The following is a 25,103-nucleotide window of genomic DNA, read 5'->3' on the forward strand; positions in this document are numbered from 1 at the left end:
TTATTAACTAAATTCTCCATTCACTGAGAAATATTAATGTGATAATTGGTTCTACCCACATAATGAGGCCCCAAAGCGAGGTTCTGATTTGCAAACTTTTCCAGGATGAGTACGCCACAGCTATAACATGTACACCTATCAATCCGCGACCAGCCAATAGGCAGTAGAGTGATGCCACTGGCGTTAATACCGCCCCTCATTCAACTAAGATTACCCGGTCCATATATAAAACAACCAGTAGCACTCTGCGTAATGACCCGGATCGGTACCCATCGCTGATGGAGATGCTTAATGAAAGCGATAAGGCGATGTACTCGGCAAAGCGCCGGAAGCACGTATAAGCTTTGGTTACAACGTCTGGATGCAATCAGTCACCGGGTAACCCAGCATGTATTCGTTTATCCGCCACGGAGTAGATTGTCCTGAGTGAGGTTTTATGTACAAAAGCGAATAAGACAAGCTCTCTGAAACAGCCTAGGGTGAAACGGTCCTGTTATTTTCCAGGAGCAAACGACAATTCTACGACTTGTCCTGGAAGCATCAGTCATCACGCAAAATTCAGCCCCAAAAAATATCAATAAAAAATCAAATAGATAAATAACACTTTCCATATCAATACCGTCGCCACCCTTTTTGCACCTTCCCTTCAACGCAAAAAATCAAAATCCCCAACAAACTCAACTACCTCCCCCACCAATTACAAGGACGCCAGCCAAAATTCTCCATCGGTGATTACCAGAGTCATCCGATGAAGTCCTAAGAGCCCGCACGGTGCAAGCCCTGCGGGCTTTTTTGTGCCCGTTACAGCCCGAGAACATCCAGCTAAATCCAGAGCAAATTGTGCACCGCCTCATGTGAGCGGATATAGCGATAGCGAACGGCAGTCTGGTTAATCTCCTATTTTGTCACGTCGATACTGTTGCGCAAACCCTGCATTCTGCGCAGGCTCGGTTCGTCACCGGCAATGAACTGTTCGCAATATTCCCATTCAAAGTCGGCCTGCCCACCAAACACCGGTGAAAAGCCCCTGGCGTAAGCTGAGGACGTTTTGTCTCTGTTCGGTTTAACCTTAGCCCCACAAAAATGGTGGTTAGGGCAACATATCACCTGCTTTCTGCCATTCAATTAGGCGAATAAAATAGAATGAATACATCCGATTTTAATATATATATCCACAAAAATGAAAATCACATGGCACAATAGATAATAATCATAACATCTAAAATAATGGTAAAGTTCTTAGTGAATTTAATAATAAATAAAAAACCGCGAACCATGAAAATTTAGCTTTAGTCAAGCAATAACAATAAGTTAGAACATCATTGATTGCATTAATAGAATGTTTCATGGACAATAAAAAGCTGTTCTCCATTTTAAATTCATGCAGGAGGCATGATGGAGCAGCTTGATAAACAGGTCATACCCATTCGTCAATTACTTTCTGTTAAGCAATTAGCGATTCCGAGTTACCAGCGCCCTTATCGCTGGAATAGCAAAAATATAGCTGACCTTTTTGCCGATCTGGGATCGCACCGCGATAAAACGGCCTATCGACTAGGTTCCGTTGTTTTCCATAAGCACTTGGAAGAAGAAAAAACGTGGCTGGATATTGTTGATGGTCAACAACGAACCCTGACCTTAATGCTGGCAGTCAAAGCATTGACAGAAACTCGCCTGCACAACCTCAAACGCAAAGACCTGGTCGAGCAACTTACCAAACTCAAACCTGATGTCGATGCTTTTATGGCACGTCAGCGTTTTGCCAGTCTGGATTCACAAGCCAATCTTCGACGTAATTACCTGGAGTTACTCAGGCTTGTTGAACGCACCGAGTTCAGCGAAGAACTTATCGACTTTATGCTGAACCGCTGCGAAGTTGTCACTTTCGTGTTGAATGAAGTTTCAGAAGCATTTCAGTTCTTCGATTCACAAAATGCACGCGGTAAAGATCTGGCTCCCCACGATCTACTTAAAGCCTTCCACTTACGTGAGTTTTCCTCTGATGAAGCTGGGCTAAAAGCTGAAGCCGTCGCTCACTGGGAGAGGATGCCTAGCGAAAGGCTGGCAACGCTCTTTGCCAATTACCTGTTCCGGGTTCGTCAGTGGGCAGAGGGTAAATCAGCCCGCTTCTTTGGCAAAGGTGAAGTTGACCTGTTTAAAGGGATCAATATTTCTCAGATCGCGCATTTCCCGTATGTGAGTTCATTGCGGATCGCCCACCACTATGTCGATGATTACAACAGTCAATACCAACGCAAAATTGACGGTCAGAGCCTAAGTTTCCCCTTCAGTCTGGATCAGATGATCATCAATGGCCGCCGTTTCTTTGAAATGGCTGAACATTATCAAAAGCAGGTCGCTGTTATTATCAACAGAGAAAAAGATGCTGATGAGAATAAGCCAATTACGCTATTGAATGAGGTGCTGGAACCCTGCGCAAGTAATATTCTATACACCCTGAACAGCTATGTCAGGCGCACCCGCACTGGCGATCGCTATGTCCGGGCGATGTTCGATTGCGCTCTGATTTTTTATATAGATAAATTCGGGACTCAGGAACTGTCTTTGGCGATAGAAAAATGCTTTATCTGGGCATATACCTGCCGTATCGGTCAGCAGGTAGTTCAATTAGCTACCGTCGATAACTATGTGCTACATAACAACCTACTACGTACTATCCGTGATGCACGCCACCCCAAAGATCTACATGCTTTCCCCCTGCGCACGCTCGGCATCCAGGATAATAAAAATAATCGCAATGGAACTGAAGATGAGCTAATCATGCTATTCAGGAAGATGAGATATTATGAGTAATTCCCACGTACGGCCTTTTTTTATAAATGATTTACTTAGTGACCGCGCAAAATATTTGATTCCAATGTACCAGCGTAATTACGCCTGGGGCCAGGGCGAAATCACTCAGCTTTTACAGGATGTGCTGGATTATCAGAAAAAATCCGCTTCCGCCAGGCACCCGCAGACTTATTACATCGGTACATTAGTGGTGTTTTCCCGGGGGGATGACTGCTATGAAGTTATCGACGGGCAACAACGCTTTACAACGCTCTCCCTACTTGCTAATTGGCTGAAATGCCACGCAGATAAATCTGTTGATATGCAGTGGTATCAAAAACTCAATCTTACTTTCGAAAGTCGCCCTGTCTCTACCCTCACCTTCGAAAAGTTATGGCAAGGCGTAGATGTGCAACATATGCGCGGTGACGATTATAACGAAGGTTTGATCAGAGGTTACGAAATGATCGGCAAAGCGTTGGCTGAGCTTCAGCTTAAAGGCCGCGCGTTGAAGGTGTTTTGCAAGTATCTGTTCAATCACGTGCAGATTTCTCGTATCGAAGTGCCCGCAGATACCGATCTTAATCATTTTTTTGAGGCGATGAACAATCGTGGCGAACAACTCGAAAAACACGAAATCGTCAAAGCGCGTCTGATGAATGTCCTGAATGGGATTAGGAATACCAAAGAGCGACACAAAAGTCTTGATACTCTGGCCAGAGTATGGGACGCGTGTTCGAATATGGAACGTTACGTCCAATACGGTTTTACGCCAAAAGAACGTCAACAACTGTTTGGCAAAAAGCATATACATCAATTTAATCCAACCAGTTTCTCCAATTTGGTTGAATTGCTGGATCAAGCGGGCTCATTTCCAGATACCGACGCCACAGAAGCACAACATCAACGCCAGGGGCAAACTCTGGAAGAAATATTGTGTGACACTCGTCTGGATAGTACTCTCCAGCAAGAGGAAGACAGCGCAGGCTCAGAGCGTTTTAACAGCGTGATAAATTTTTCAAATTTCCTTCTTCATGTACTCCGTCTTGTCAGCAGAGACCCAGGTACAACTGAGGGAGTGCCACTTGATGACAAACAACTTGTAGAGCAATTTGAATCACGCCTGCTGAAGCAGGAAAAGCCAATCGCCGCGGCAAAAGCTTTCATTTATAGTTTACTGAAATGCAAATATCTTTTTGATCGCTATATTATTAAACGAGAATTCACTCAGGGCACAGACGGATGGAGCCTGAAACGCTTATATCAATACTCGCCCCAAAGTGTAGGTTATATTAATACCTTTGATAATAACGAGGGAGAGTTTGAGGATATAAACCGCCAGGTCCTGATGTTACTATCAGCTTTCCATGTCTCAACACCAACGCTGGTTTATAAACACTGGCTCAATGGTGCGCTGACATATTTGTTTGATGAGCACAGCCCGGAAGATGAAATTGATGCTGGAGACTATCTGGCTTATCTTGAGAACATGGCTCGCCGCTTTGTCTTTATGAGATTTTTAGCCCAGGATGAAGCTGCATCATATTACAATATGATTTTTGGTGATGATGATGTTCTTCCAGAAATCATCTGCGACAAACGTTGGTCGCAGGCTATCAACGCTAAATTACGATTCGGGACTATCGAAAATAACTTTGTTTTTAACTATCTTGACTATTTACTGTGGAAAAAACAAAACACGAGTAATGATATTGCCCGCCGTTTTGAGTTTACCTTCCGAAGCTCGGTGGAACATTTTTACCCTCAGCACCCTATAGATGGCCATCCCAGAATGGATGAAGAGCAGTTACATGCTTTTGGGAATCTCTGCCTGATTAGCCACAGTAAAAACTCGCGGCTAAGCAATTTCCAACCCCAGCAAAAGAGAGAGCATTTTGAAGCCAGCCTGGCTCGAAAAGAGATCGACAGTCTGAAACTTCTGGCAATGCTCGAGTTGATGAAGCGCAATAAGCAGTGGGGTGAGGAGGAGATTATCAGTCATGGTAAGGAGATGGTAGCGCTGCTGGCCGAGGAAGTGGAAGAGATGTATTAATGCAGAAAGCCGCTCCCGGCAAGGTGTCGCGAGCGGATATAACATTGTCGGCGTATTATGGCGGAGCGGGCATCTATGGCGTCATGCTTTCATTATTTATCAATGTTGCCAGGCGCTTAATCTGTTGTCCTTCGCTATCAAAATTACGCTCATCAAGCCAAAGAGTGAACGCTTCGCGTAGCGCCGGATATTCACTATCAATGATTGAATACCATGCGGTGTCCCGATTACGCTGGTGTACGACAACAGCCTGACGGAATATGCCTTCAAAAGTAAAACCAAAGCGCGTGGCTGCCGCACGAGAAGGCGCATTAAGCGCATCACATTTCCATTCAACGCGACGATACCCCAGCACCTCAAAAACATAGTCTAACAGCAGCGACATGACCTCCGTTGAAACCCGCGAACGTTTCATGCGTGATGAATAGGTCACCCAACCCACTTCTATTACGCCATTCGATGTATCAATGCGCATAAGTGCCAGCGTGCCGACAGCCTGCATGCTGGCCAAATCGATTACGGCAAAATGCATGGGGTCGGTCTGCGCCGCAATCGTCGTTAAATAGCTTAAGAAAGAATCAAAGGTCGTGAATGGCCCTGACGCGAGATAGGTCCAGTCGCGAGAGTCAGGCGTATCGCAATAGGCGTCATAAAGCGCCTTTGCGTGGCGTTCGACGTTAATACGCTCAAGTTTGCAATAACGACCGGTGATGTGCTGAGCCGTGGGAAGTCGCGCACCTTGCCAGTCCGGTAACCCTAAACCAACGGGCTGCTGGAATTCATTAAACGTGGATGACATGCTATTTACCTCTCATAATAGAGTGTCAAATGACAGCAGAATAAGAGACATCTGACGGGGTAAAAAGAACCACAATGGATGTTTTTAACAGATCCACATGACAATGCTATACCCAACTCCAGCACCGTATTGCTTATCCACAATTAAAAAATACCGATCATGCAACTGTTGTGGAAATAAGAAATACGGCCATTAATGACATTATTACGCGCATCGCTATCAGCATCAAAGCGACGTTACATGGCATGGGCAAGACGACGAATACCCTCAACAATAACCTCTGTAGGGTGATTCGCAAAACCGATCAAAATCCCCTGCCGGGAGATACCCCCATGATAATAATGACTCAATGATTGAATCCCCATCCCCAACATTCTGGCTTTCTGTTCGACCTCATCGCCAGTCAACCCGTCATGCAACCAGCAGACAATATGCACCCCAGAATCAGAAGGCTGGACGGTCATTTTATCGGCAAGATAGCATTGAATAGCATTGACCAACGCCGTTCGCCGCTCGTAGCATGCCTTACGAACCCGTCGCACATGGCTGGCGTAATGTCCTTCTTCAATAAAACTCGCCAGTACCGCCTGCTCAAGATAACTGGAGCCGATATCGGAGAAATATTTAGTCACGATAAACTGTTCTTTTAATCCTGGCGGGACAACTAAAAAACCTAAACGAAATTCTGGGTACATCATTTTTGAAAATGTCCCTGAATAGATTACCCGTTGATGCTGATCTAATCCCTGCAAGGCTTGCAAAGAACGTGCGGCATAACGAAATTCACTATTGTAATCATCTTCAAATATCCATGCCCGGTTAACCCGAGCCCATTCCAGTAGCTCAAGTCGTCGGGATAAACTGAGTGTCCCGCTAAGTGGGTACTGATCGGAAGGAACAACATAGGCCAGTTTCGCATGAGGGAAATGATCAATGCCGTATTGAACATTCATTCCTTCGCTATCCACTGGCACAGGTCTCACCATTGCCCCTGTTGACATAAATACCCCGCGCGCACCTTTATAACCAGGGTCGTCCAGCCAAACGTCATTTCCTTTCGTAAGCAACGCTCGGGCAGTAATATTTAACGCCTGCTGAATACCGTTTACGATAATTATCTGATCTTCACTACAGTTAACCCCTCGCGTCGTTTTCACGTAGTGACAAATGGCTTTCCGTAAGGGATAAAAACCGCAGGGGCTGGTATGAGAGCCGAGTTGATGCCGGGATTGTCTCCAGACTCGTCCCAGTAACTTGCCCCATAATGAATGAGGAAAGAGATCGGTACAGCCCACACCAACGGCGAACAGACGGTTCATTTCACGCCCTTCAACATCGCCAGACCATAAACCGCGAACGGATACGATATCCGCATTTAGCTGCCCATCAGCGGGCAGTTCACCGCCTTGCAGCGCTTCAGGATAGAGACCGCTGATGCTGCGGTCAGGAAGACATGGCGTGACAAAGGTTCCAGCGCCTTTACGCGTCTGAATATACCCTTCGTCTAACAGTCGGTCATAACCCGCAATTACCGAGTTCCGTGAAATTGACATCATCTCGGACAGTCCCCGGGTTGAAGGTATCTTTGTCCCTGGCGGCAGACGGCCTTCTACAATTGCGTTGCGTAGCGCATGGTACACCTGTTCCTTAATAACGCCTTGCTCTAAAAAAAGTTCCTGAAATAAAGGTGCACTATTTTTTTTCATTGCACTCGCTCTTACGTTAAAAGTGGATCCTGGAAATATATGCAAAGTGTCTCTTTGCGGTGGCTTAAGCAATATTTAGGATAACCGCCATAGAACACCACTCTGACAAAAATTATCAGGAGACCTATGAGTAACCAAAACACAACTGCGCCGATTACCATCGAACCCGTCACCCAGCAAGACTACGCGGGCTGGCTGCCGCTTTGGATAAATTACCAGATTTTTTATCGTACTGAAATTTCAGACAAGGTCACCCAATTAACCTGGGGTCGTTTTCTCAATCCTGTGGAGCCTGTTTTCTGTGCTGTCGCAAAATCTGACGGTAAAATTGTCGGTCTGGTGCATTATCTCTTTCATCGCTCAACATGGGCGGAGTCTGATTATTGCTATCTGGAGGACTTATTTGTTAGTGAAGAAACCCGGGGCAAACACATCGGCAAGCAGCTTATCGAGTATGTTCAAAAGCACGCCCGCAAGCGCCATGCTTCAAGATTATACTGGCACACACATGAAACAAACCTCCGCGGTCAGCGCCTTTATGACTGGGTTGCCAGCAAGAGTGGGATGATCGAGTATCGTATGTAAAATAAATAACCCCCATTAAATCGGGTAGTTTTCTGTAAATATCCTCCCGTACTGCACCTTAATTTTTCAACACATCGTCTGCGGCTGTGTTTCGCAAAGCCGCAGAATCTGAAATTGTCCGATTTCCGAGGCCAAATACCCGCTACGCTGGGAAGTGACATATTCATATATATTCTAAATTATCCATCAATAAAAACATTACTTTTCAACATACTGCACATATCTTATTGCCCATGCGTTTTATTTCTACATAAAATTGCCCTACACTTATTTCTACATCTCTATATTGCCGGAGCGACCTCTGAACACCCCGCCGGGTTGCATCGGTGCGGCATGAGTTAATATATCAGTAAATATACTTTCTCATACTTTTGGGTGATAACAATTTGGCTCACTGGCGATCAGGAGGTGCTTGAGGAACTGGGTAGTAAAATAATAGCGTAACCAGGCAGGATATTTCCCTCAACGTTAAAAGCATCATTTTCACACACAAAGGAGAAAAATAGGGTGCCGGAATAGCAACTTACGCTGCCCTTCTGGTCGTAAGCGAAGCATTTGATTGATGGTGTAGAGTAAAATGAATCAAATACGAGAGTCATTACACAATGTTGTTTTCCCTGATATTATGCCCGACTTATGGCCTTATCAGTCCTGGTGTTCACCTGCAGATATTGATACCGATATCACCTGGTATTCTTTTACTGAACTCGATTTAATCCTTGATGTTTGGCCAGGAAAGGACTCGCTGGTCCCTGTCAGGAAGACCGTTTGGGGGTTCGTTTACGAGAATGAACCATTGGTCCAGATCAATATTAAAGATGAAATTGCTTATGTTGCAGTCAATCGAAGATTTTATTCATGGGTCATTATTGTGGCTGGCATCTACAATTTAAACATCAGCCTCGACTTAACGACCATATTTAAACACACCGCATTAGCTGATACGGCTCTTTGTATTATCGCCAATAGAGTTGACATAAAATCAGCAGATATATCACTTAACACAGCAAAATCTTTTATGAACTTCATTTTTTTCCATGAACTGGTTCATCTCACCTGCCGCCAGCATGAGTTGAGTAAGCATAACGGAAATCTGTTTCCCTACATCAGAACGATGGAATTTATTGCCGATTTTTTAGCCTTCGAAAACACGCTCATACCATTAGCCTATGCAGATAGCCGGCAAAAACAAAACAGGGATCTGCTGGCAAAAACATCCCGTTGCCTTGGCTTTGTCATTGCATCCTATTTTATTATCAAGACCAGGCAAATGAGCTATCTCAATCAATACCCAACCATGAATGAACGGACTATTTTATTGTTGAGTTATATATTAACACCCTATTTAAAGCGGAGTGAACGCGTCGGTATATTACTCAAGCATGAAGCCAAAGGAATAATGGACGCCTATAGCAGACGAGAAAAGCTAGGCTTTACTATCAACAATGATGACTTCATCATTACCCCTGAAAATACCGAGTGCCAATGCAATTGCTCTAAATGCAGTTCATTCACCAAAGAGGTATATAAAAGAGCCAGGCCATTAAATGCCGAGGTTTTAAATCACCTTGACGTTTATACAAATTGTTTCCCTAATAACAATGTTATACGCACCTATCCCGATCTGGGTGAAATAAACAGTAAGACATCTTATTTTTGCAGTTTAAAAAATCCGCTATTGTTTTCCTTAGAGAGAACGATTAAAGGTTTAATTTAACAGCATAACGATAAATCCTGTGACTCTGGAACAGCAGAGCCACAGGCGTTTGATACTAATCAGGCTTTACTAGGTATTGCACCTACGGCATGTGAACCTTTTACGGTCAACGTCACCACGGCGGAACATAACAGTGCGGCGATCATAAAGATAAACGCACTGTTGTAACTTCCGCCGCTGCTTTGGATTAGCCAGCCAATAATCGGCGCAGAAACTACCCCCGCCATCTGACCGCCAAAGTTAACGATACCGGAAGCCCGCCCCATGATATTGCTGGGGATGGTATCCATTAAAATGCCCCAAAATGTCGCCATGGCAAAGAACATAAACAACGCAGAGATACACTGATAAACCACCGCCATATCCGCACTGCTCACGCTGAAAGTCAGATACAGGAAGCCCGCCGCAATAACCGACGTCACGACATACAACGTTTTGCGCATCGGTTTGAATTTATCTGAGCAATATCCGCCGATTAATGTCCCACCCGCACCAAACAGGAACGGAATTGCCGCCATCACCCCCGTCTTCGCCAGCGAGAATTCACGAACGGTGATCAGATAGCTTGGCAACCAGGTTGAAAACCCCCAGAAGGTGATATCAAACAAGAACCAGATACTGGCCATCTGCCAGAGCACCGGCATCCTGAGCACGTCTTTAAACGCGATAGCGCTCGTGTTTTGCAGGCCCCCCTGATCGTCAGCAGCTAAATCGGCCAGATCCTGTTGCGTAATTGCAGGGTGATCTTTCGGGTTGTCACGCGTAAATAAGTAGATACCCGCAGCAATAAACAGGCCCGGGATCCCCAGCACAATAAAGACCATGTGCCAGCCAAACGCTCCGATAATACTTGCAGCGACCACCACCGCCAGTGCGGGGCCTAAGGTATTTACCGTTGACTGAATTGCTGTAGCCCGACCGCGCTCTTTCGAAGGAAAATAGGTGGAAATCATTTTCCAGGAAGCCGACGGGAAGCACCCTTCGCCAATACCGAAGAAGAAGCGAACAGCCAGCATCAACGGCAGCGTTAATACCGCACCGGTTAAGCTGGTGAAGACAGACCACCAGGCAATACCAATGGCCATAATTTTACGTGAGCCAAACTTATCCGCCAGTAAACCACCGGGGATTTGGAACGCGGCGTAACCAATGAAAAAGGCGCTAATAATTAAACCTTGTTGGGTTGTATCAAGATTTAAATCTTTGCCGATATAAGGCAACGACACACTCATGACCATTCTGTCGAGGAACGAGAGTAGCCACGCCAGCCAGATTAACGTCAGGACGGTATATCTTGCTTTCCAGGTCTTAGGTTTACCTGAAGGTAAAGATGTTTGTAGGTTCATTGTGATGTCCTTGGGGTGTAGTGATCTACCGCGGCCAAAAATGGTCGCGATAGATCAATGCGTGTTTAGCGTTATTTATTAATATTGTTTTCTGATAACAGTACCGCTACAGGCATAACTTTCCGTGCCATTAATTAAGGCAATGCGTCCATTAACCATCACAATTTCAATCCCTTCCGGATACTGATTAGGTTCAACAAATGTCCCCTTATCCGCAATAGTATTAGGATCGAACATCACAATATCCGCCGCATACCCTACCTTCAGTAATCCGCGATCCTGCAGACCCAACACCTCAGCGGGTTTGCCTGTCATCTTGCGGATTGCCGCTTCCCAACTCAGGCATCCTTCTTCACGCACGTATTTACCCAGCACCCGCGGGAAGGCGCCAAACACACGTGGATGTGGTTTACCCGCGCCCATCAGTCCGTCCGTGCACACGTTCTGTTCTGGCCGGCAGAGAAACTTAATAACGTGCTCTTCAGTACCGTAGAAATCGACCATGCCAACGGCGTTTTCTTCTTCAAACAACAGATCGAAGGTGGCGTTGTACGGATCTTTACCGCGCAATTCCCCGAGTTGAACAAGGTTCAAACCAACAGCATCCTGATTTTTCTCTGTCTTGACGCTGGTGACAAAAATCTGATCCAGACCTGCAAAATCAATGAAGTTATCCCAACCAGGAATGCCCTGCTGGATATCCTCTATCATTTTGGCGCGCAATTCAGGCGAGGCCAGACGCTCAAGTAATTTGTCCGTCCCGCCGGAGTGGACCCACGGTGGCAGGATCACGCCGAGCATGGTGCTTCCCGCCACGTACGGATACTGGTCGTAAGAAATACGGATCCCCTCTTCCTGGGCCTGCTCCAGCATGCCCAACATCTGGTCAATCAGCCCCCAGTTTTTCTTCCCACAGACTTTCATATGTGAAATATGCAACCAGACGCCGGTGGCTTTAGCGATATCGATCAGTTCCTGCGTTGAACTGATGATATCGTCAGCCTCACTGCGCTGGTGTACCACAAAGATCCCGTCATATTTCGCCGTGACTTTGCACAACTCAATCATTTCGGCGGTATCACCAAAGGCACACGGCATATAGATAAGCCCAGTAGAAAGACCAAACGCACCGGCTTTTAGCTCACGCTCAAGGACTTCACACATCTTCGCCACATCTTCACGTGTGGAAGGGCGTCCATCCAGGCCCATCGCTTCCATGCGTACGTTACCGTGTGGCACCAGATACGCCAAGTTTGTCGCCGGATGTCGGGATGCCAACAGGTTGAGATAGCCGTCCGTGTTTTTATATTTCCAGTCAATTTTGTCGGTGTCGCCGTCCAGCCCGGCAATATTTTTACGCCATGCCGGAATATATTCCTCCGGCAATGGTGCCAGCGCTACGCCATCCTGCCCCAGTAACTCGGTAGTAATCCCCTGACGGATTTTCGCTGACAGCGCAGGATTAATAATGGCTGACAGGTCAGAGTGTGTGTGAGTATCAATAAAGCCCGGACAAATAATTTTCCCTGTTGCATCAATAACCTGTTCATTGACACCCACATCAATTTGACCTATTTCGACAATATGCCCTTCATCAACCATTACATCGGCAATTCGGCCGGGATTACCCGTTCCATCAATCACATTTCCGTTTTTAAAAATGGTTTTCATCGTTATTCTCCATTGCGGTGCCGCAAAGCAGCACCACCTGTAAGGTAAGAGGTATTTATCTTTATTTTTTAACGGCGATAGAGTGTCTGGATGATGCTGTAATAGCCGCTGGCCGAGCCGGTCAACTGATCGATCTCGATATACTCGTCGATGGTATGCGCCAGGTTTTCACGCGACGGCCCAAACCCGATGGTTTTGATCCCCGCTTCCCCCGCGTAGTGGCTGCCGTTAGTGCAAAATGAGTACTGAGTAATCGTTGGCGAGAAACCCGCTTCGCGAACGCCCGCCAGAGCGGCCTGCACGAACTCGTCGGACTCGTCATAAACCCATCCAGGGAAGAAACGCTCACCCTCAATGGTGGCTCCGGTATAGCAAGACTCCTTGCCAACGGCGTAAGAGACGCAGGCTTTGAACTGCGGGTCCTGGGCGGTTAGCTCGGCAAGTGCATTTTCCAGTGGCGCAATAACGCTTTCTTTGGTTTCGCCCACCAGCAAGCGGCGATCGTAGGTGGCGCGGCAGTAATCCGGTACCACTGATGCACCTGGGTATGGCGACGATTTAATGTCTGTCAGTTCCAGGATACCGGGCCCAAGCACCGGGTGGGTTGGCGGAGTGATGGTGCGAATTTTGTCGATCAACTGCGCCATTTTGTACACCGCGTTAATTCCTGCCTGCGGGTTGGCGGAGTGTGCTGGCTTACCAAAGGTTTCAACCACAATTTCGGCCCGACCACGCTGACCGATTTTCAGATTCAGTTCAGAAGCTTCGCCAATGATGACGTAATCAGGCTTATAGCGCTCACTGACCAGGCGAGCGGCAATGCCTTCAAAACATTCTTCATGAACGATACAGGCGACGTAAATTTTCCCGGCGAAATTACGCTGATTATCCTGGCCAAAAAAGCCTACGGCGGAGATCATCGCAGCAACAGCACCTTTCATATCGGTGGTGCCACGGCCATAAATTTTGCCATCGTCAATATCACCGCCGTACGGGTTGCGGGTCCACTTCTCTTCGTTCACCGGCACAGTATCGATATGCCCATCCAGAACCAGCGTTTTCCCCGGCTTATTTCCCACAAGGCCGCCGACGATATTGCCGTATTTATCAACATGGATGTCGTCGAACTGGTAATGCTGCATCATTGTTTTTATGGCATTTACCACGTCCCCTTCCTGACCGGAATAGCTTTTTTGCTGGATCAGCGCCTGACAATTTTTAATAACTTCTTCAATACGGGTTGCAGATAACATGGGTTTCTCCGTTAATGCTCTCAATCAGGAAATTATTTATTGATGCCCGGGTACTGACCGCCCCAGACAATATCCAAATATTGTTGCGGGTCGGTATCACCTTCGGTACTGATCAGCAACACGCGGGAATGCTCATCCAGACCCAGTTGCTCACGGGTTGGTGCAAAATCCGGGCTGGTCATCAACAGCGCCAGAAGACCTGTCGTGACAGCCCCAGATTCACCTGAAATAATGTGTGGGTCGCCCGCCAGCGGGTTACCCAACATACGCATCCCCAGCGCTGCGACTTCATCAGGGCAGGAAGCAAATGCGGTGGCATAATCACGCAGTAACTTCCAGCCAATGCTGTTTGCCTCACCGCAGGCCAGACCTGCCATCACGGTCTGTAAATCGCCACCTACCGCAACAGCATCCCCCTCTTTTGCACGGGCTGAACGATAGAGACAGTCAGCAATTAGCGCTTCAGCGACGATCACTTTCGGACGATTTTCGCCCCACGCGGCCGTCACCATCCCCTGTACCATTCCCGCAAATGACCCCACACCGGCCTGGACGAAAACATGCGTCGGAGCAACCTGATGGAGCTGATCAATCGCCTCCAGCATCAGCGTGCCGTAGCCCTGCATAATCCACAGAGGGATCTTTTCGTACCCTTCCCAGGCCGTGTCTTGTACAACGATCCAGCCATACTTTTGCGCCTGATCCGCGGTCATGCGCACGGCATCGTCATAGTTCATATCCACGATTTCAGCGGTAGCGCCTTCATTGCGGATTGATGTCAGCCGCTGCTGTGAAGACCCTTTCGGCATGTAAACCACCGCATTTTGCTTTAACTGGCGTGCCATCCACGCCACGCCGCGCCCGTGGTTACCGTCGGTGGTGGTGGCAAATGTCACGGTCTTCAGGTCATGGCGTACTGCTTCACTGGTCATGACATCAAACGGTAATTCGCTGATATCCTTCCCCACTAATTCCGCGATATGGCATGCCATCGCGTAGGCGCCGCCCAGCGCTTTGAACGCTTTCAGGCCAAAACGCTGAGACTCATCTTTGAGGTAAATATTTTTTACGCCCAGTTTTTGAGAAAGTGCCGGCAGCGTATACAGCGGCGTCGGAGCATATCCCGGAATAGACCGATGAAAATTCAACGCTTTTACCAGTTCCTGGCGACTAAAGGGTGCCAGCGGTGCGTTAGGGTGTTCGGTAAACGGCGTCTGGTTGATAAAAAATGATAAGTTTTTCTGCATCATAAAACCTCATTGTCCTGGTAATTCATTCCCTGTAATCGGTGTAATACAGAGTTATTTACGCTATCGGTAATCCATAAGAGCAAAATGCTTACCAGTTTTTTAGAAAATGAGAAAATGCTTAGAAATAATTTAATAAATACCTTTATTTCAATACATTAAGAAATTTCTAAAGTTAACAAGGTAAAAATAGTCTGCGTTAGTTTATCGTCTGATTTTGATAAATTCTCATAAATGAGAAATAGTGTGATCACGAAGGATAAAATCAAAAAAACATACAAAAACAATGCGGTAGATTGATTTTTCGCAAATCAATTTTGCGATGATTCGCCTATTTATCATTTTCATTGAGAAATGAGACACCTTACCGGAGAAGTATCATGATTTCAGTACTGAGCAATATTCAGGATGATATATGCAATTATGCCGATGCTATTTCTGGCATTACCGGGACTGATGTAGAAATCATTGATGAATCTTTAATGCGCATTGCTGGCACCGGTAAATACCGACATATGCTCAATGAGAACGTGGCAAAAAATGGTTATATCTATCGGCATGTTTTGCAGGTCCGTGAGACGGTATTGATCAAAAACCCCGGTGAACATCCTCTATGTCAGCTGTGTGAAAAACACCATTACTGCTCTGAAATGCTGGATTTGAATGCCCCTATTTTTCTCAATAACCGTGTCATTGGGGTGATCGGTATTATTTGCTCCACGCAAATACAGCGTGACACCTTGCTTAGCCAGATCGATAAATTTGTCACCTTTATAGAGCAAATTGCCGTCATGATCTCCAGTAAGGTCTTTGAATGCCTGGAACGCTTACGCGCACAGGAGACGCTCGGCGCCTTTCGTCGTCTGATTGATGCAATGGATCGCGGCGTTGTGGCCATTGATGGCAAGGGCCGCATCTGGCATGCCAACCATTCAGCAGATCGCATACTTAACCGTGAGGTTCAGGGATTACCCCTGACCATTGAAACGACCGGAGACAGCTTGTATGGCGATGAGGAAGCATGGCTGACGCTTGAAGGGCAAAAACACCATGTGCTGTGTAAACAGATCTCGCTCTCGTCACTGGATAACGACCGATTAACCATGGTTATCTTTCGCGATGCGCACGACTACCTGAGCACGATTGCCCCCTCGCCATATGAGTCTGATACACAGGTACGTCTGATTGGCCATTCCCCCTCAATGGAACAACTCAGAAGTACCATTGGCAAAATCGCCAACAGCTATGCCAGTGTACTGATCACCGGGGAAAGTGGTTCAGGTAAAGAAGTTGTGGCATTTGCCATTCATCAGAGCAGTCCGCGTAAAGCCGCCCCCTTCGTGACCATCAACTGCGCCGCTATCCCTGAACAACTCCTGGAAAGCGAACTGTTTGGCTACGTACGCGGCGCATTCAGCGGTGCCGATCCCAAAGGACGAGTGGGAAAGTTTGAGCTGGCCAATGGGGGTAGCCTGTTCCTCGACGAGATTGGCGATATGCCACTGCATTTGCAGGCCAAGCTGCTCAGGGTTCTGCAGGAAAAAGCCATCACCCGTGTGGGGTCCAATAACACCATCAATATTGACGTGCGGATTATTGCCGCAACCAACAAAAACATCAGCGCGATGGTCGAGAATAATCAGTTTCGTGAAGATCTTTTCTATCGCCTGAACGTGGTGCCATTGGTTCTCCCTTCCCTGCGCGAACGACGGGCGGATATCGCCGTCCTGGCACAATATTTTGCCGATGAATTTTCGCTAAGCTACCAGCGACCGCCGCAAAAACTTCCCGATGATGTTATTAACCGCCTTTATGCCTGGCACTGGCCGGGCAACATCCGTGAACTGCGCAACGTCATCGAGTACATTTTTGTCATGCGTGGAGAAGCCGCCGGGATCAACGCCAGCCATCTGCCCCCTTACCTGCTTACCGCAGCCGATAGCAGAAAAAGCACCATGATGGCGCAACCTCGCCAGCTTGCCCATCAGGGTAAACAAGCAGAAAGAGATGCCATTGAAAACGTCATACAGCGATTTGGTTCAAGCGTTGAAGGTAAGAAACAAGCCGCGACAGAATTGGGGATCAGCATTGCCACGCTGTACCGAAAAATAAAACTGTACGGGTTATGATTTCCCCTGCGTCCGCCACGGGCAGTCAATGCCTGATGGCGCTGCGCTTATCAGGCCTACGTTTCACAGGCTTTAGTAGGCCGGATAAAGCATCAGCGCCGCCATGGGGCCGTTACGGCTATGCTTCTTAATCAAACACACCATTAATAATGGCGGTGACGACAGCGGTGCTCAGTGCAATCAACACCAGATTGTCACCGATAACCTGCCATTCATAGCCAGGATAATACGGGAGTTGATTCAACATAGAGGGCGGCACGCTCTTCTTCGCAATTCCAGGAGGGAGCGGTTTTCCTCGAGCCAGATTTTTTGCAATACCCGGTGGCAGTGACTTATACCCCGTCAAACCATATCGGACAGCGTATTGCCTTGCCACGTGATAGCTGATGTCACTATCGACGTGATCAGGTTTGCCATAATTTTTACGCTGATCTGACTGCTGATTGCCTTTGTGACCTGAATTTCCTTTCTGGCTACTACCATGATTACCGTTATTCCCGCTATTACCATGATTGCCGCTGTTACCATTCCCATTACCGTTTCCGGGGTTAGCAAATACCGGCGTGACACACATCGTCATCGCGGCAACAGCGACTAAAGCCGTTGCTAAAGTACGGAGCCTGGACATGATGATTCCTTTATCAGTGGTTACCTCTAAAAATGTACGGTATGGCGTGAATTTGAGCCATTGCTATAACTCCGATTTATGCGCCTCTGCATACCGGGAATACTGATGTAAAGCTCGTCATTCCCGATAACTCAGATCTTCACGTGACAGACAGGCGATCTGAGTTTTTGGGAATAATTTCGCGAAAATGGAGAGAAAACGGTGATTTTTTTCGGTTAAGCTATGTTCATGCTTTGGCGCTACCTCATGGTCAAATTCACTTTTCAGGAACCAACCCGTAATGGCTAAAAGTATTCCGCAGCTGCCGCATGATCCCCATATGTGTCGCAGCTATGAAAAAAAGACTCGTAGCCCACTGGCACTCTATTCAGAGTATCAGCGTATGGATGTCGAGTTGCGGGAGCCGCTGGCCATGACTTACAGTCACTGGCATGGGCAGGTTGAAGTGAATGTGCCATTTGATGGTGATGTTGAGTACCTGTTCAATGACGAAGTAGTACAGAGCAAACAAGGCTTTATCACACTGTTCTGGGCGTGTACCCCCCATCAGCTCACGAATGCAGGGCACTGCAAGCAGATGGCTATCTTCAACTTGCCAATGCATTTATTTTTGTCCTGGCCGCTGGATAGAGAGTTGATTAATCACGTGACGCACGGCAGGGTGATTACCTCGTCGGCATCCCAGCAGCTTAGCGCTTTTGAGGTTCAACGTTGGCAAAATGAACTCAACAGCGATAACGAACAGATTCGTCAGTTAGCCATTGATGAAATCGCCCTGATGCTCAAGCGGTTTAGCCTCTCAGGCTGGCGGACAGTATTGGGAAACCAAACTGTACGGACCCAGAAGAACAGCATTTCGCGGCATTCACAATTTTACGTCAGCCAGATGCTGGAATTTATTGCCGCCAACTGTGACAAATTGCTGACAGTCGAGGCCATTGCCGATCACGTCAAACTTAATCCTAATTATGCAATGGGTATTTTTCATCGCGTAATGCAACTAACGATGAAACAATATATTACAGCGATGCGTATCAACCATGTACGGGCATTACTCAGCGACACCGATAAAACCATTCTGGATATCGCGATGATTGCGGGTTTTCGCTCCAGCAGTCGATTTTATAGCTCATTTCATAAATACGTCGGTATGCCGCCTCAGCAGTATCGCAAGCTCAGTCAGCAACGCCGAAATCATCCACCTTATGCGGAGGGATAATTGACTATAAAATCTATCTCTTATTTTACTGCTGAAATATGAACATCATAACAGCAGGCCAGAACAGATCGCCTGAAACAGTTAATAAAATAGAGTTCAATTATCAACTCACGTAACTACGCCATTCTGTAATTGATTGGCCTGTAGCAGGTATTTCTTTGGCTTGTTCAACCGTTAACGATTGGGATGGAATTATGGAACAAAAGAGCTGTACCTCACACTACAGAAAAAAACTCTCTTTCTTCTGGTCAGTATTACCGATGGTGATCATGCTGGGCGGGATTAGCATCGGATATTTTATATTCAATATTCGCGCCGAACCTATGATCCTGATGGGAACGGCAGCCGCTTCATTTATCGCCATTGCTCATGGTTATACATGGGATGATATTCTGCAATCGATTTGCAATAAAATATCAGAAGCACTGCCAGTCATTCTGATTGTCGCCAGTATCGGTTTTTTGATTGGCTCCTGGATGGTATCAGGTACCATCCCGATGATGATCTATTATGGTTTGAAGTGGATTAACCCCCAGTATTTTTATATTTCAGCCTTTATGCTGGGTGCATTAATTTCAGTGTGTACCGGCACGTCGTGGGGTTCCATTGGTACCGTCGGAATTGCCATGATTGGTGTAGCCATTGGCCTTAATGTCTCTCTGCCCATCGCCGCCGGTGCCATTGTTTCAGGGTGCTGGTTTGGCGATAAACTCTCGCCTGTCTCTGATTCAACCAATATGGCGGCGCTGGCTGCCGGTGTAAATCTGTACTCCCATATTGGCCATTTGCTATGGACCACCGGCCCGGGATTCATTATTTGCTGCGTGGTTTATAGCTATATGGGTATGGGCATTGATGCCTCTGCCAGTGCACCAGAAAATATCACCCATTTAATGAACGCTATCGGCCAGATTTATCAGTTCAACATTCTGTTGTTGCTACCACCGATTATCGTATTGTACGGTTCACTGTCGAAAAAACCACCTATCCCGATGCTGTTTTTGTCCACCATCGTATCAATGATTCTGGCTCTGGTTTTTCAACAATTCAGCGCATCTTCGGTCGGCGAATCCGTGGTCAGCGGCTTTAAGCTCGCGATGCTCACCGGAGATCATATTCCTGCACTGTCATCTGATGTCTCACGCTTATTAGAGCGAGGCGGCGCAATCTCTATGTTCAGCAGTTTTGTGACCGTCTTCAGCGCCTTTAGTTTTGCTGGTGCCATGAGCGCGACAGGCTCCCTGCACACGGTCATTAACGCGCTGACAAAAGGGGTTAAATCAACATTCCGCTTAGTCGCTACCACCATTGTTACGGCGTTCACCATTTGCGCCTGTACCGCCAATGGAACCTTACCGTTGTTATTGTGCGGTGATGCCTTTAAAGATGAATACAAAAAACGTGGACTGGCCGCGAAGAACCTCTCGCGAACTACCGAAGATGCCGGAACCGTTGTCGAACCTATTATTCCGTGGTCTGCTTCTGGTGTTTATTGCGCCACTATGCTGGGCGTGACTACTCTTGATTACCTTCCATGGGCAATCCTCTGCTACAGCGGCGTTATTTTTGCCCTGCTATGGGCGGCAACGGGTATCGGTATTGCTAAATATGAACCAAATGAAGCTACAGAGCATATGGTTGAGCAAAAATCATAGGCTAATACGCAGATAAATATTAGCTATCACCAGGGTAAATTTAATATATCAATTAGATATACATAAACATTCTGCGCTTTTTGCGTTGCGCAAACTATTTTCAGAGACTTTCCAGGAGTTAGCAATGTCTTTGTTTGATGATCTTGTCACAAGGGATGTTAATTGCCGTAAATACGGCCAATTGCAACAAATGTACGGCACTACCGATGTATTACCGCTGTGGATTGCAGACATGGATTTTCTGACGCCAGAGCCTGTCATGAATACACTGCGTTCGGTGGTGTCGCAGCCAGTGCAAGGCTATAACCTGGATTATCCGCAATGGAAAGAGTCCGTTATCCAGTGGTACGCAAAACAGTATGACGCCGAGCTTAAATCGCACTGGCTGCATTTTGTTCCCGGCGTCATAAAAACTATTGTCATGTCTTTGCTGGCACTTACCCGCACGGGAGACAATATATTAACCTGTACCCCAATATATGACCCCTACCCTAACCTGGTGAAAACCAGCGGCAGGCATTTACTCCAGACCCGTCTCATTGAAAAAGACGGTTGCTATGAATTTGACTGGCGAGATTTCAGCGAAAAACTTAAACAGTGCAAAATGTTTCTTTTTCCCTCGCCACACAATCCTGGTGGAATGGTGTGGTCACGGGAAACGCTTGAAAAAATCAGCCACTATTGCCAGCAGGCGGGCGTCATCATTCTCTCCGATGAAGTGCATAGCGACTTAACTCTGCCAGGTAAGCAACACCTGCCCTTTTTTACCCTCGATGACGCAGCAGGAAGTCAGTCAATCGTACTGACCTCTGTTAGCAAGACCTTCAACACGGCGGCGATCCAGGGAGGGATAGCTATTATAAAGAATGATGAACTGCGTCACCGGTTCTATCATTTTCTCGATAACTGTTATCTTGCAGAGACTCACTCACTGCAACAGGCAACGATTTATAGCGCCTATACCCATTGCGGTGACTGGCACCGGGAATTATTAGCTTATCTGGCTGATAACGTGGCATTTGTTAAAAGTGAAATCGAAATGCACTGTCCGTTGATCTCAATTGTCTATGGTGGCGCATCCTATCTGCTCTTTCTGAATGCCGAAAGAATGGCGCTTAGCGAGACGCAGCTAAGCGATTTTTTTGTCCATGAAGCCAGACTTGGCCTGTCACCGGGGTCACAATATGGTCCAGGCGGAGAGGGGCACATGCGTCTGAACGTTGGCTGCCCGCGCGCCGTCCTGGTGGACGCAATGAACAGACTAAAAACGGCATACCAGAAACGGCAGAACATGTAACGCAGACCGCTACGCTTGCCCTGCTTCGTCAGGGCAACATTGCCCAAAGATAGTGACCGAACTGCTATAAAGTCTTTCCCTTCTGTCGGCTGGTGTTAAACTGGAAAGTGTGATCTTCATCATAACCTGCTTAAACAGAGAAAAGAGACACTGCTATGCAACATATCATTGAGGGCTTCCTCAACTTCCAAAAAGAGATTTTCCCTCAACGCAAGGAACTCTTCCGCAGCCTGGCATCCAGCCAGAATCCTAAAGCGCTTTTCATCTCCTGTTCTGACAGCCGACTGGTGCCAGAGTTAGTGACGCAGCAAGACCCAGGACAGCTTTTCGTTATCCGTAACGCCGGTAATATCGTACCGTCTTTTGGCCCGGAACCTGGTGGCGTGTCTGCCACCATTGAGTACGCGGTCGTTGCTTTAGGCGTGACTGATATCGTTATCTGTGGTCACTCCAACTGCGGCGCGATGAAAGCCATCGCAGAAAGCCAACCCCTGGATCCGATGCCTGCTGTCGCCCACTGGTTGCACTATGCCGATGCCGCGAAAGCCGTGGTTGAAAAGAAAACCTGGGCTAACGAAATCGATAAAGTGAATGCCATGGTGGAAGAAAACGTGATTGCCCAGTTGAACAACATTAAAACGCATCCTTGCGTGGCTGTTGGTCTGCGTAACAACGCGATTCGTCTGCACGGCTGGGTCTACGACATCGAAAGCGGAGAAATTCGTACGCTGGATAAGAACAGCAAAACTTACGTTTCGCTGGCCGATAATCCACACGTCCATTTCGAGTAAATCAGCACTGGAGCACGGATGCTCTGGCAATCCTCCCACTACGATTTCTGTCAGTAGACAAACACTCCTCTTGCGACTAGCTTTTAAACTAGCCATCAGTGTGGCCGTCGTGGAACCCGCAATAGATTAAGCGATAAAAAGGAGCCGTTACGCATGCGAACGAAAAATAACAGACTGATTAATATGTTATTTTTTCATGAGTCGTGGGATATTATGATCCTAAAAAATAATGGTTCGCATACCTTTCCCACTAACACGCTGGAAATTCTGAACAACACCCGAGCCCAACAGCTCAAAAAGAAATATACCTTTCAGGCCGATCCTTTCATTATTGAAAAAGACAATAAAGTTTATGTTTTTTATGAAGCACTAAGCTTTCGTAATTCGCAAGGTATTCTGCGCTGCCGTATCCTTGATGCTAACCTGGTTGAGCTTGAGGATGTGAAACTCGATGGTTTTGATAACCTAAAATGCCATTTATCATTTCCTTTTTTATTTTACAGCAACGATCAGCTTTTCATGATCCCAGAGTCTTCAGAAAGGAAAGAGGTTATCTTATTCCAGTCGGTAGCGTTCCCTACGCGCTGGAAACAGGTAAAAGTATTAGTACCGGACCAGGCACTCACCGATAACGTCGTCGTCTCATTGCATGAAAATCTTTATCTTTTATCCACCACGATGGAAGATGAGTTAGTTATCCATACTGCCAGTGATGTAACCGGGCCATGGCAAAAAATCGAGCCCACGCTTAACCTGTCGAATCAACACCCACGGGGCGCTGGCGCACCACACTGCGTTGATAATAAACTCTATTTCCTCACCCAGGAATGCACACCAGAGACGTACGGAAAGTCAGTTTATATCAAAGAGCTAATCACGCTTAACGCATCCAGCTTTGATGAGCGTTTGATTGCGCAGATCAATGCCAGCATTAACCAAAGCGAGGGCGTTCACACGCTGAACTTCACCGATAACTATATCGTGTATGATAGTAAGATAAGCAAATTCAGCCTATTTTCTATACTTAAAAAAATATCTTATAAATGCAGGGTGAAATACCGGAATTACTACCTTAACCGACGCCACCAATAATGTTTATTTATGCCGGTGGCATTAATGAATTAATGATAGTTTGCAAAAAATATATCTGGAGACTGTATGGCAATTCTAGTCACTGGTGGTGCTGGTTATATTGGTTCACATACCGTGCTGGCGCTTCTGGAAAGAGGTGATGATGTTGTGGTCATCGATAACCTTTCCAACTCCTCACAAACATCCCTGGACAGGGTTGCGGAACTGACTGGCAAAGCGCCCATCGTTTATATCGCTGATGTGCTGAACAACGATGTTCTGAAAACGATTTTCTCTAACCATAACATTACCGATGTCATTCATTTTGCTGGACTAAAATCAGTTTCAGAATCAATAAAAGAGCCGCTGGCCTACTATGACAATAATGTCACCGGCACGCTGGTTTTGCTGCGTGAGATGTTAGCTGCGGGGGTGAAGCACTTTATTTTCAGCTCTTCCGCCACGGTATACGGTAATCCGGAAAGCGTTCCATTAAGTGAACAATCGCCAACCGGTGGCACCACCAATCCGTATGGCACATCAAAATTCATGGTCGAGCAAATTCTGGCAGACTTTTCCCGCGCACAACCCGATTTCCGAATCACCTGCCTACGCTACTTTAACCCAGTCGGCGCGCATCCATCGGGCAGGATTGGCGAAGATCCGAATGGTATCCCCAACAATCTGGTACCGTATATTTCTCAGGTGGCGATTGGCAAGCTGGAAAGCGTGTCGGTCTATGGAAATGACTATCCAACCCCCGACGGCACCGGTGTGCGTGATTACATCCATGTGATGGATCTGGCAACTGGTCATTTAGCGGCACTGGATTGTCAGCAAAAAGGTGCGGCATACAAAGTCATCAACCTCGGTACCGGTATCGGGTATTCCGTACTTAACCTGATTGCAGCCTTCGAGAAAGCGGCGCAAACCCGAATTAATTATAAGATTGTGGCCAGAAGGCCCGGGGATATTGCCGAATGTTGGTCAGACCCGTCGTTAGCACGAAAAGAGTTGGGATGGCAGGCCATCTACAATCTGGATGAAATGATACGCGATACCTGGAACTGGCAAAAAAACAATCCGGATGGCTATCACGTTTAATTTTCAACGACAAGGAGCCTGATTGACAGGCTCCTTACT

Annotated in this window: 18 protein-coding genes; 11 read left to right on the top strand and 7 right to left on the bottom strand. The window is 46.9% G+C overall.

Translation table 11 applies throughout. The annotated features are described in order from the left end of the window. Positions 1–1,392: 1,392 nt before the first annotated feature. Both NNO08_RS17725 and NNO08_RS17730 read left to right on the top strand, forming a co-directional pair. A complete protein-coding gene (locus NNO08_RS17725) occupies positions 1,393–2,814 on the top strand; it encodes a DUF262 domain-containing protein (RefSeq protein WP_271457214.1) in 1,422 nt (473 codons plus the stop codon). Then, positions 2,807–4,846 carry a DUF262 domain-containing protein gene (locus tag NNO08_RS17730; protein ID WP_271457215.1) on the top strand — a complete coding sequence of 680 codons (2,040 nt, stop codon included), beginning with the start codon at positions 2,807–2,809 and terminating at the stop codon, positions 4,844–4,846. Before NNO08_RS17725 ends, NNO08_RS17730 begins: the two co-directional genes overlap by 8 nt. A gap of 73 nt (positions 4,847–4,919) precedes the next feature. On the opposite strand, the gene NNO08_RS17735 is transcribed toward NNO08_RS17730, so the two are convergent. Together NNO08_RS17735 and pdxR are read right to left on the bottom strand one after the other, a co-directional pair. After that, positions 4,920–5,645, bottom strand: a complete 726-nt coding sequence (locus NNO08_RS17735; RefSeq protein ID WP_271457216.1) for a GNAT family N-acetyltransferase — start codon at positions 5,643–5,645, stop codon at positions 4,920–4,922. A 236-nt stretch (positions 5,646–5,881) separates the two neighbouring features. After that, positions 5,882–7,351, bottom strand: coding sequence for a MocR-like pyridoxine biosynthesis transcription factor PdxR (pdxR, locus tag NNO08_RS17740; RefSeq protein WP_271457217.1), 1,470 nt, complete (start codon positions 7,349–7,351; stop codon positions 5,882–5,884). 126 nt (positions 7,352–7,477) lie between these two features. Between pdxR and NNO08_RS17745 the strand changes: the two genes are divergently transcribed. Together NNO08_RS17745 and NNO08_RS17750 are read left to right on the top strand one after the other, a co-directional pair. After that, entirely contained in the window at positions 7,478–7,936 is a 459-nt protein-coding gene (locus NNO08_RS17745; protein ID WP_271457218.1) for a GNAT family N-acetyltransferase, read from the top strand. A gap of 577 nt (positions 7,937–8,513) precedes the next feature. Next, positions 8,514–9,653, top strand: coding sequence for a hypothetical protein (locus NNO08_RS17750; RefSeq protein WP_271457219.1), 1,140 nt, complete (start codon positions 8,514–8,516; stop codon positions 9,651–9,653). Positions 9,654–9,712: 59 nt separating this feature from the next. Here the strand turns inward: NNO08_RS17750 and NNO08_RS17755 are convergent, their stop codons facing one another. The 4 genes from NNO08_RS17755 to dpaL all read right to left on the bottom strand — a co-directional run bounded on the left by NNO08_RS17755 (position 9,713) and on the right by dpaL (position 15,170). Further along, positions 9,713–10,999 carry an MFS transporter gene (locus tag NNO08_RS17755; RefSeq protein ID WP_121584944.1) on the bottom strand — a complete coding sequence of 429 codons (1,287 nt, stop codon included), beginning with the start codon at positions 10,997–10,999 and terminating at the stop codon, positions 9,713–9,715. A 78-nt stretch (positions 11,000–11,077) separates the two neighbouring features. Then, entirely contained in the window at positions 11,078–12,670 is a 1,593-nt protein-coding gene (locus tag NNO08_RS17760) for an N-acyl-D-amino-acid deacylase family protein (RefSeq protein ID WP_137383618.1), read from the bottom strand. Between the two features lie 68 nt (positions 12,671–12,738). Next, positions 12,739–13,923: a YgeY family selenium metabolism-linked hydrolase gene (locus NNO08_RS17765; protein ID WP_271457220.1), complete on the bottom strand. Its 1,185-nt coding sequence runs from the start codon at positions 13,921–13,923 to the stop codon at positions 12,739–12,741. Positions 13,924–13,955: 32 nt separating this feature from the next. Beyond that, a complete protein-coding gene (dpaL, locus tag NNO08_RS17770; RefSeq protein ID WP_271457242.1) occupies positions 13,956–15,170 on the bottom strand; it encodes a diaminopropionate ammonia-lyase in 1,215 nt (404 codons plus the stop codon). 380 nt (positions 15,171–15,550) lie between these two features. On the opposite strand from dpaL, the gene NNO08_RS17775 reads away from it, so the two are divergent. Then, positions 15,551–17,299 carry a sigma-54 interaction domain-containing protein gene (locus NNO08_RS17775; RefSeq protein ID WP_271457221.1) on the top strand — a complete coding sequence of 583 codons (1,749 nt, stop codon included), beginning with the start codon at positions 15,551–15,553 and terminating at the stop codon, positions 17,297–17,299. Positions 17,300–17,426: 127 nt separating this feature from the next. On the opposite strand, the gene NNO08_RS17780 is transcribed toward NNO08_RS17775, so the two are convergent. Next, positions 17,427–17,927: an anti-virulence regulator CigR family protein gene (locus NNO08_RS17780; protein WP_271457222.1), complete on the bottom strand. Its 501-nt coding sequence runs from the start codon at positions 17,925–17,927 to the stop codon at positions 17,427–17,429. 280 nt (positions 17,928–18,207) lie between these two features. On the opposite strand from NNO08_RS17780, the gene melR reads away from it, so the two are divergent. From melR to galE, 6 genes are all read left to right on the top strand, one after another. After that, a complete protein-coding gene (melR, locus tag NNO08_RS17785) occupies positions 18,208–19,146 on the top strand; it encodes a transcriptional regulator MelR (protein WP_137383572.1) in 939 nt (312 codons plus the stop codon). 194 nt (positions 19,147–19,340) lie between these two features. Next, positions 19,341–20,801 (top strand): Na+/H+ antiporter NhaC, encoded by a 1,461-nt coding sequence (nhaC, locus tag NNO08_RS17790; protein ID WP_271457223.1) that lies wholly within the window; start codon positions 19,341–19,343, stop codon positions 20,799–20,801. A gap of 124 nt (positions 20,802–20,925) precedes the next feature. Next, positions 20,926–22,098 (top strand): MalY/PatB family protein, encoded by a 1,173-nt coding sequence (locus NNO08_RS17795; RefSeq protein ID WP_271457224.1) that lies wholly within the window; start codon positions 20,926–20,928, stop codon positions 22,096–22,098. A gap of 155 nt (positions 22,099–22,253) precedes the next feature. Then, a complete protein-coding gene (locus tag NNO08_RS17800) occupies positions 22,254–22,889 on the top strand; it encodes a carbonic anhydrase (RefSeq protein WP_271457225.1) in 636 nt (211 codons plus the stop codon). Positions 22,890–23,042: 153 nt separating this feature from the next. Then, entirely contained in the window at positions 23,043–23,981 is a 939-nt protein-coding gene (locus NNO08_RS17805; protein ID WP_271457226.1) for a glucosamine inositolphosphorylceramide transferase family protein, read from the top strand. Positions 23,982–24,047: 66 nt separating this feature from the next. Next, positions 24,048–25,064: a UDP-glucose 4-epimerase GalE gene (gene galE, locus NNO08_RS17810; RefSeq protein ID WP_271457227.1), complete on the top strand. Its 1,017-nt coding sequence runs from the start codon at positions 24,048–24,050 to the stop codon at positions 25,062–25,064. Positions 25,065–25,103 lie beyond the last annotated feature (39 nt).

Origin of the sequence: Citrobacter sp. Igbk 17, from assembly GCF_028069775.1 — a bacterium.
Classification (GTDB): Bacteria; Pseudomonadota; Gammaproteobacteria; order Enterobacterales; family Enterobacteriaceae; genus Citrobacter.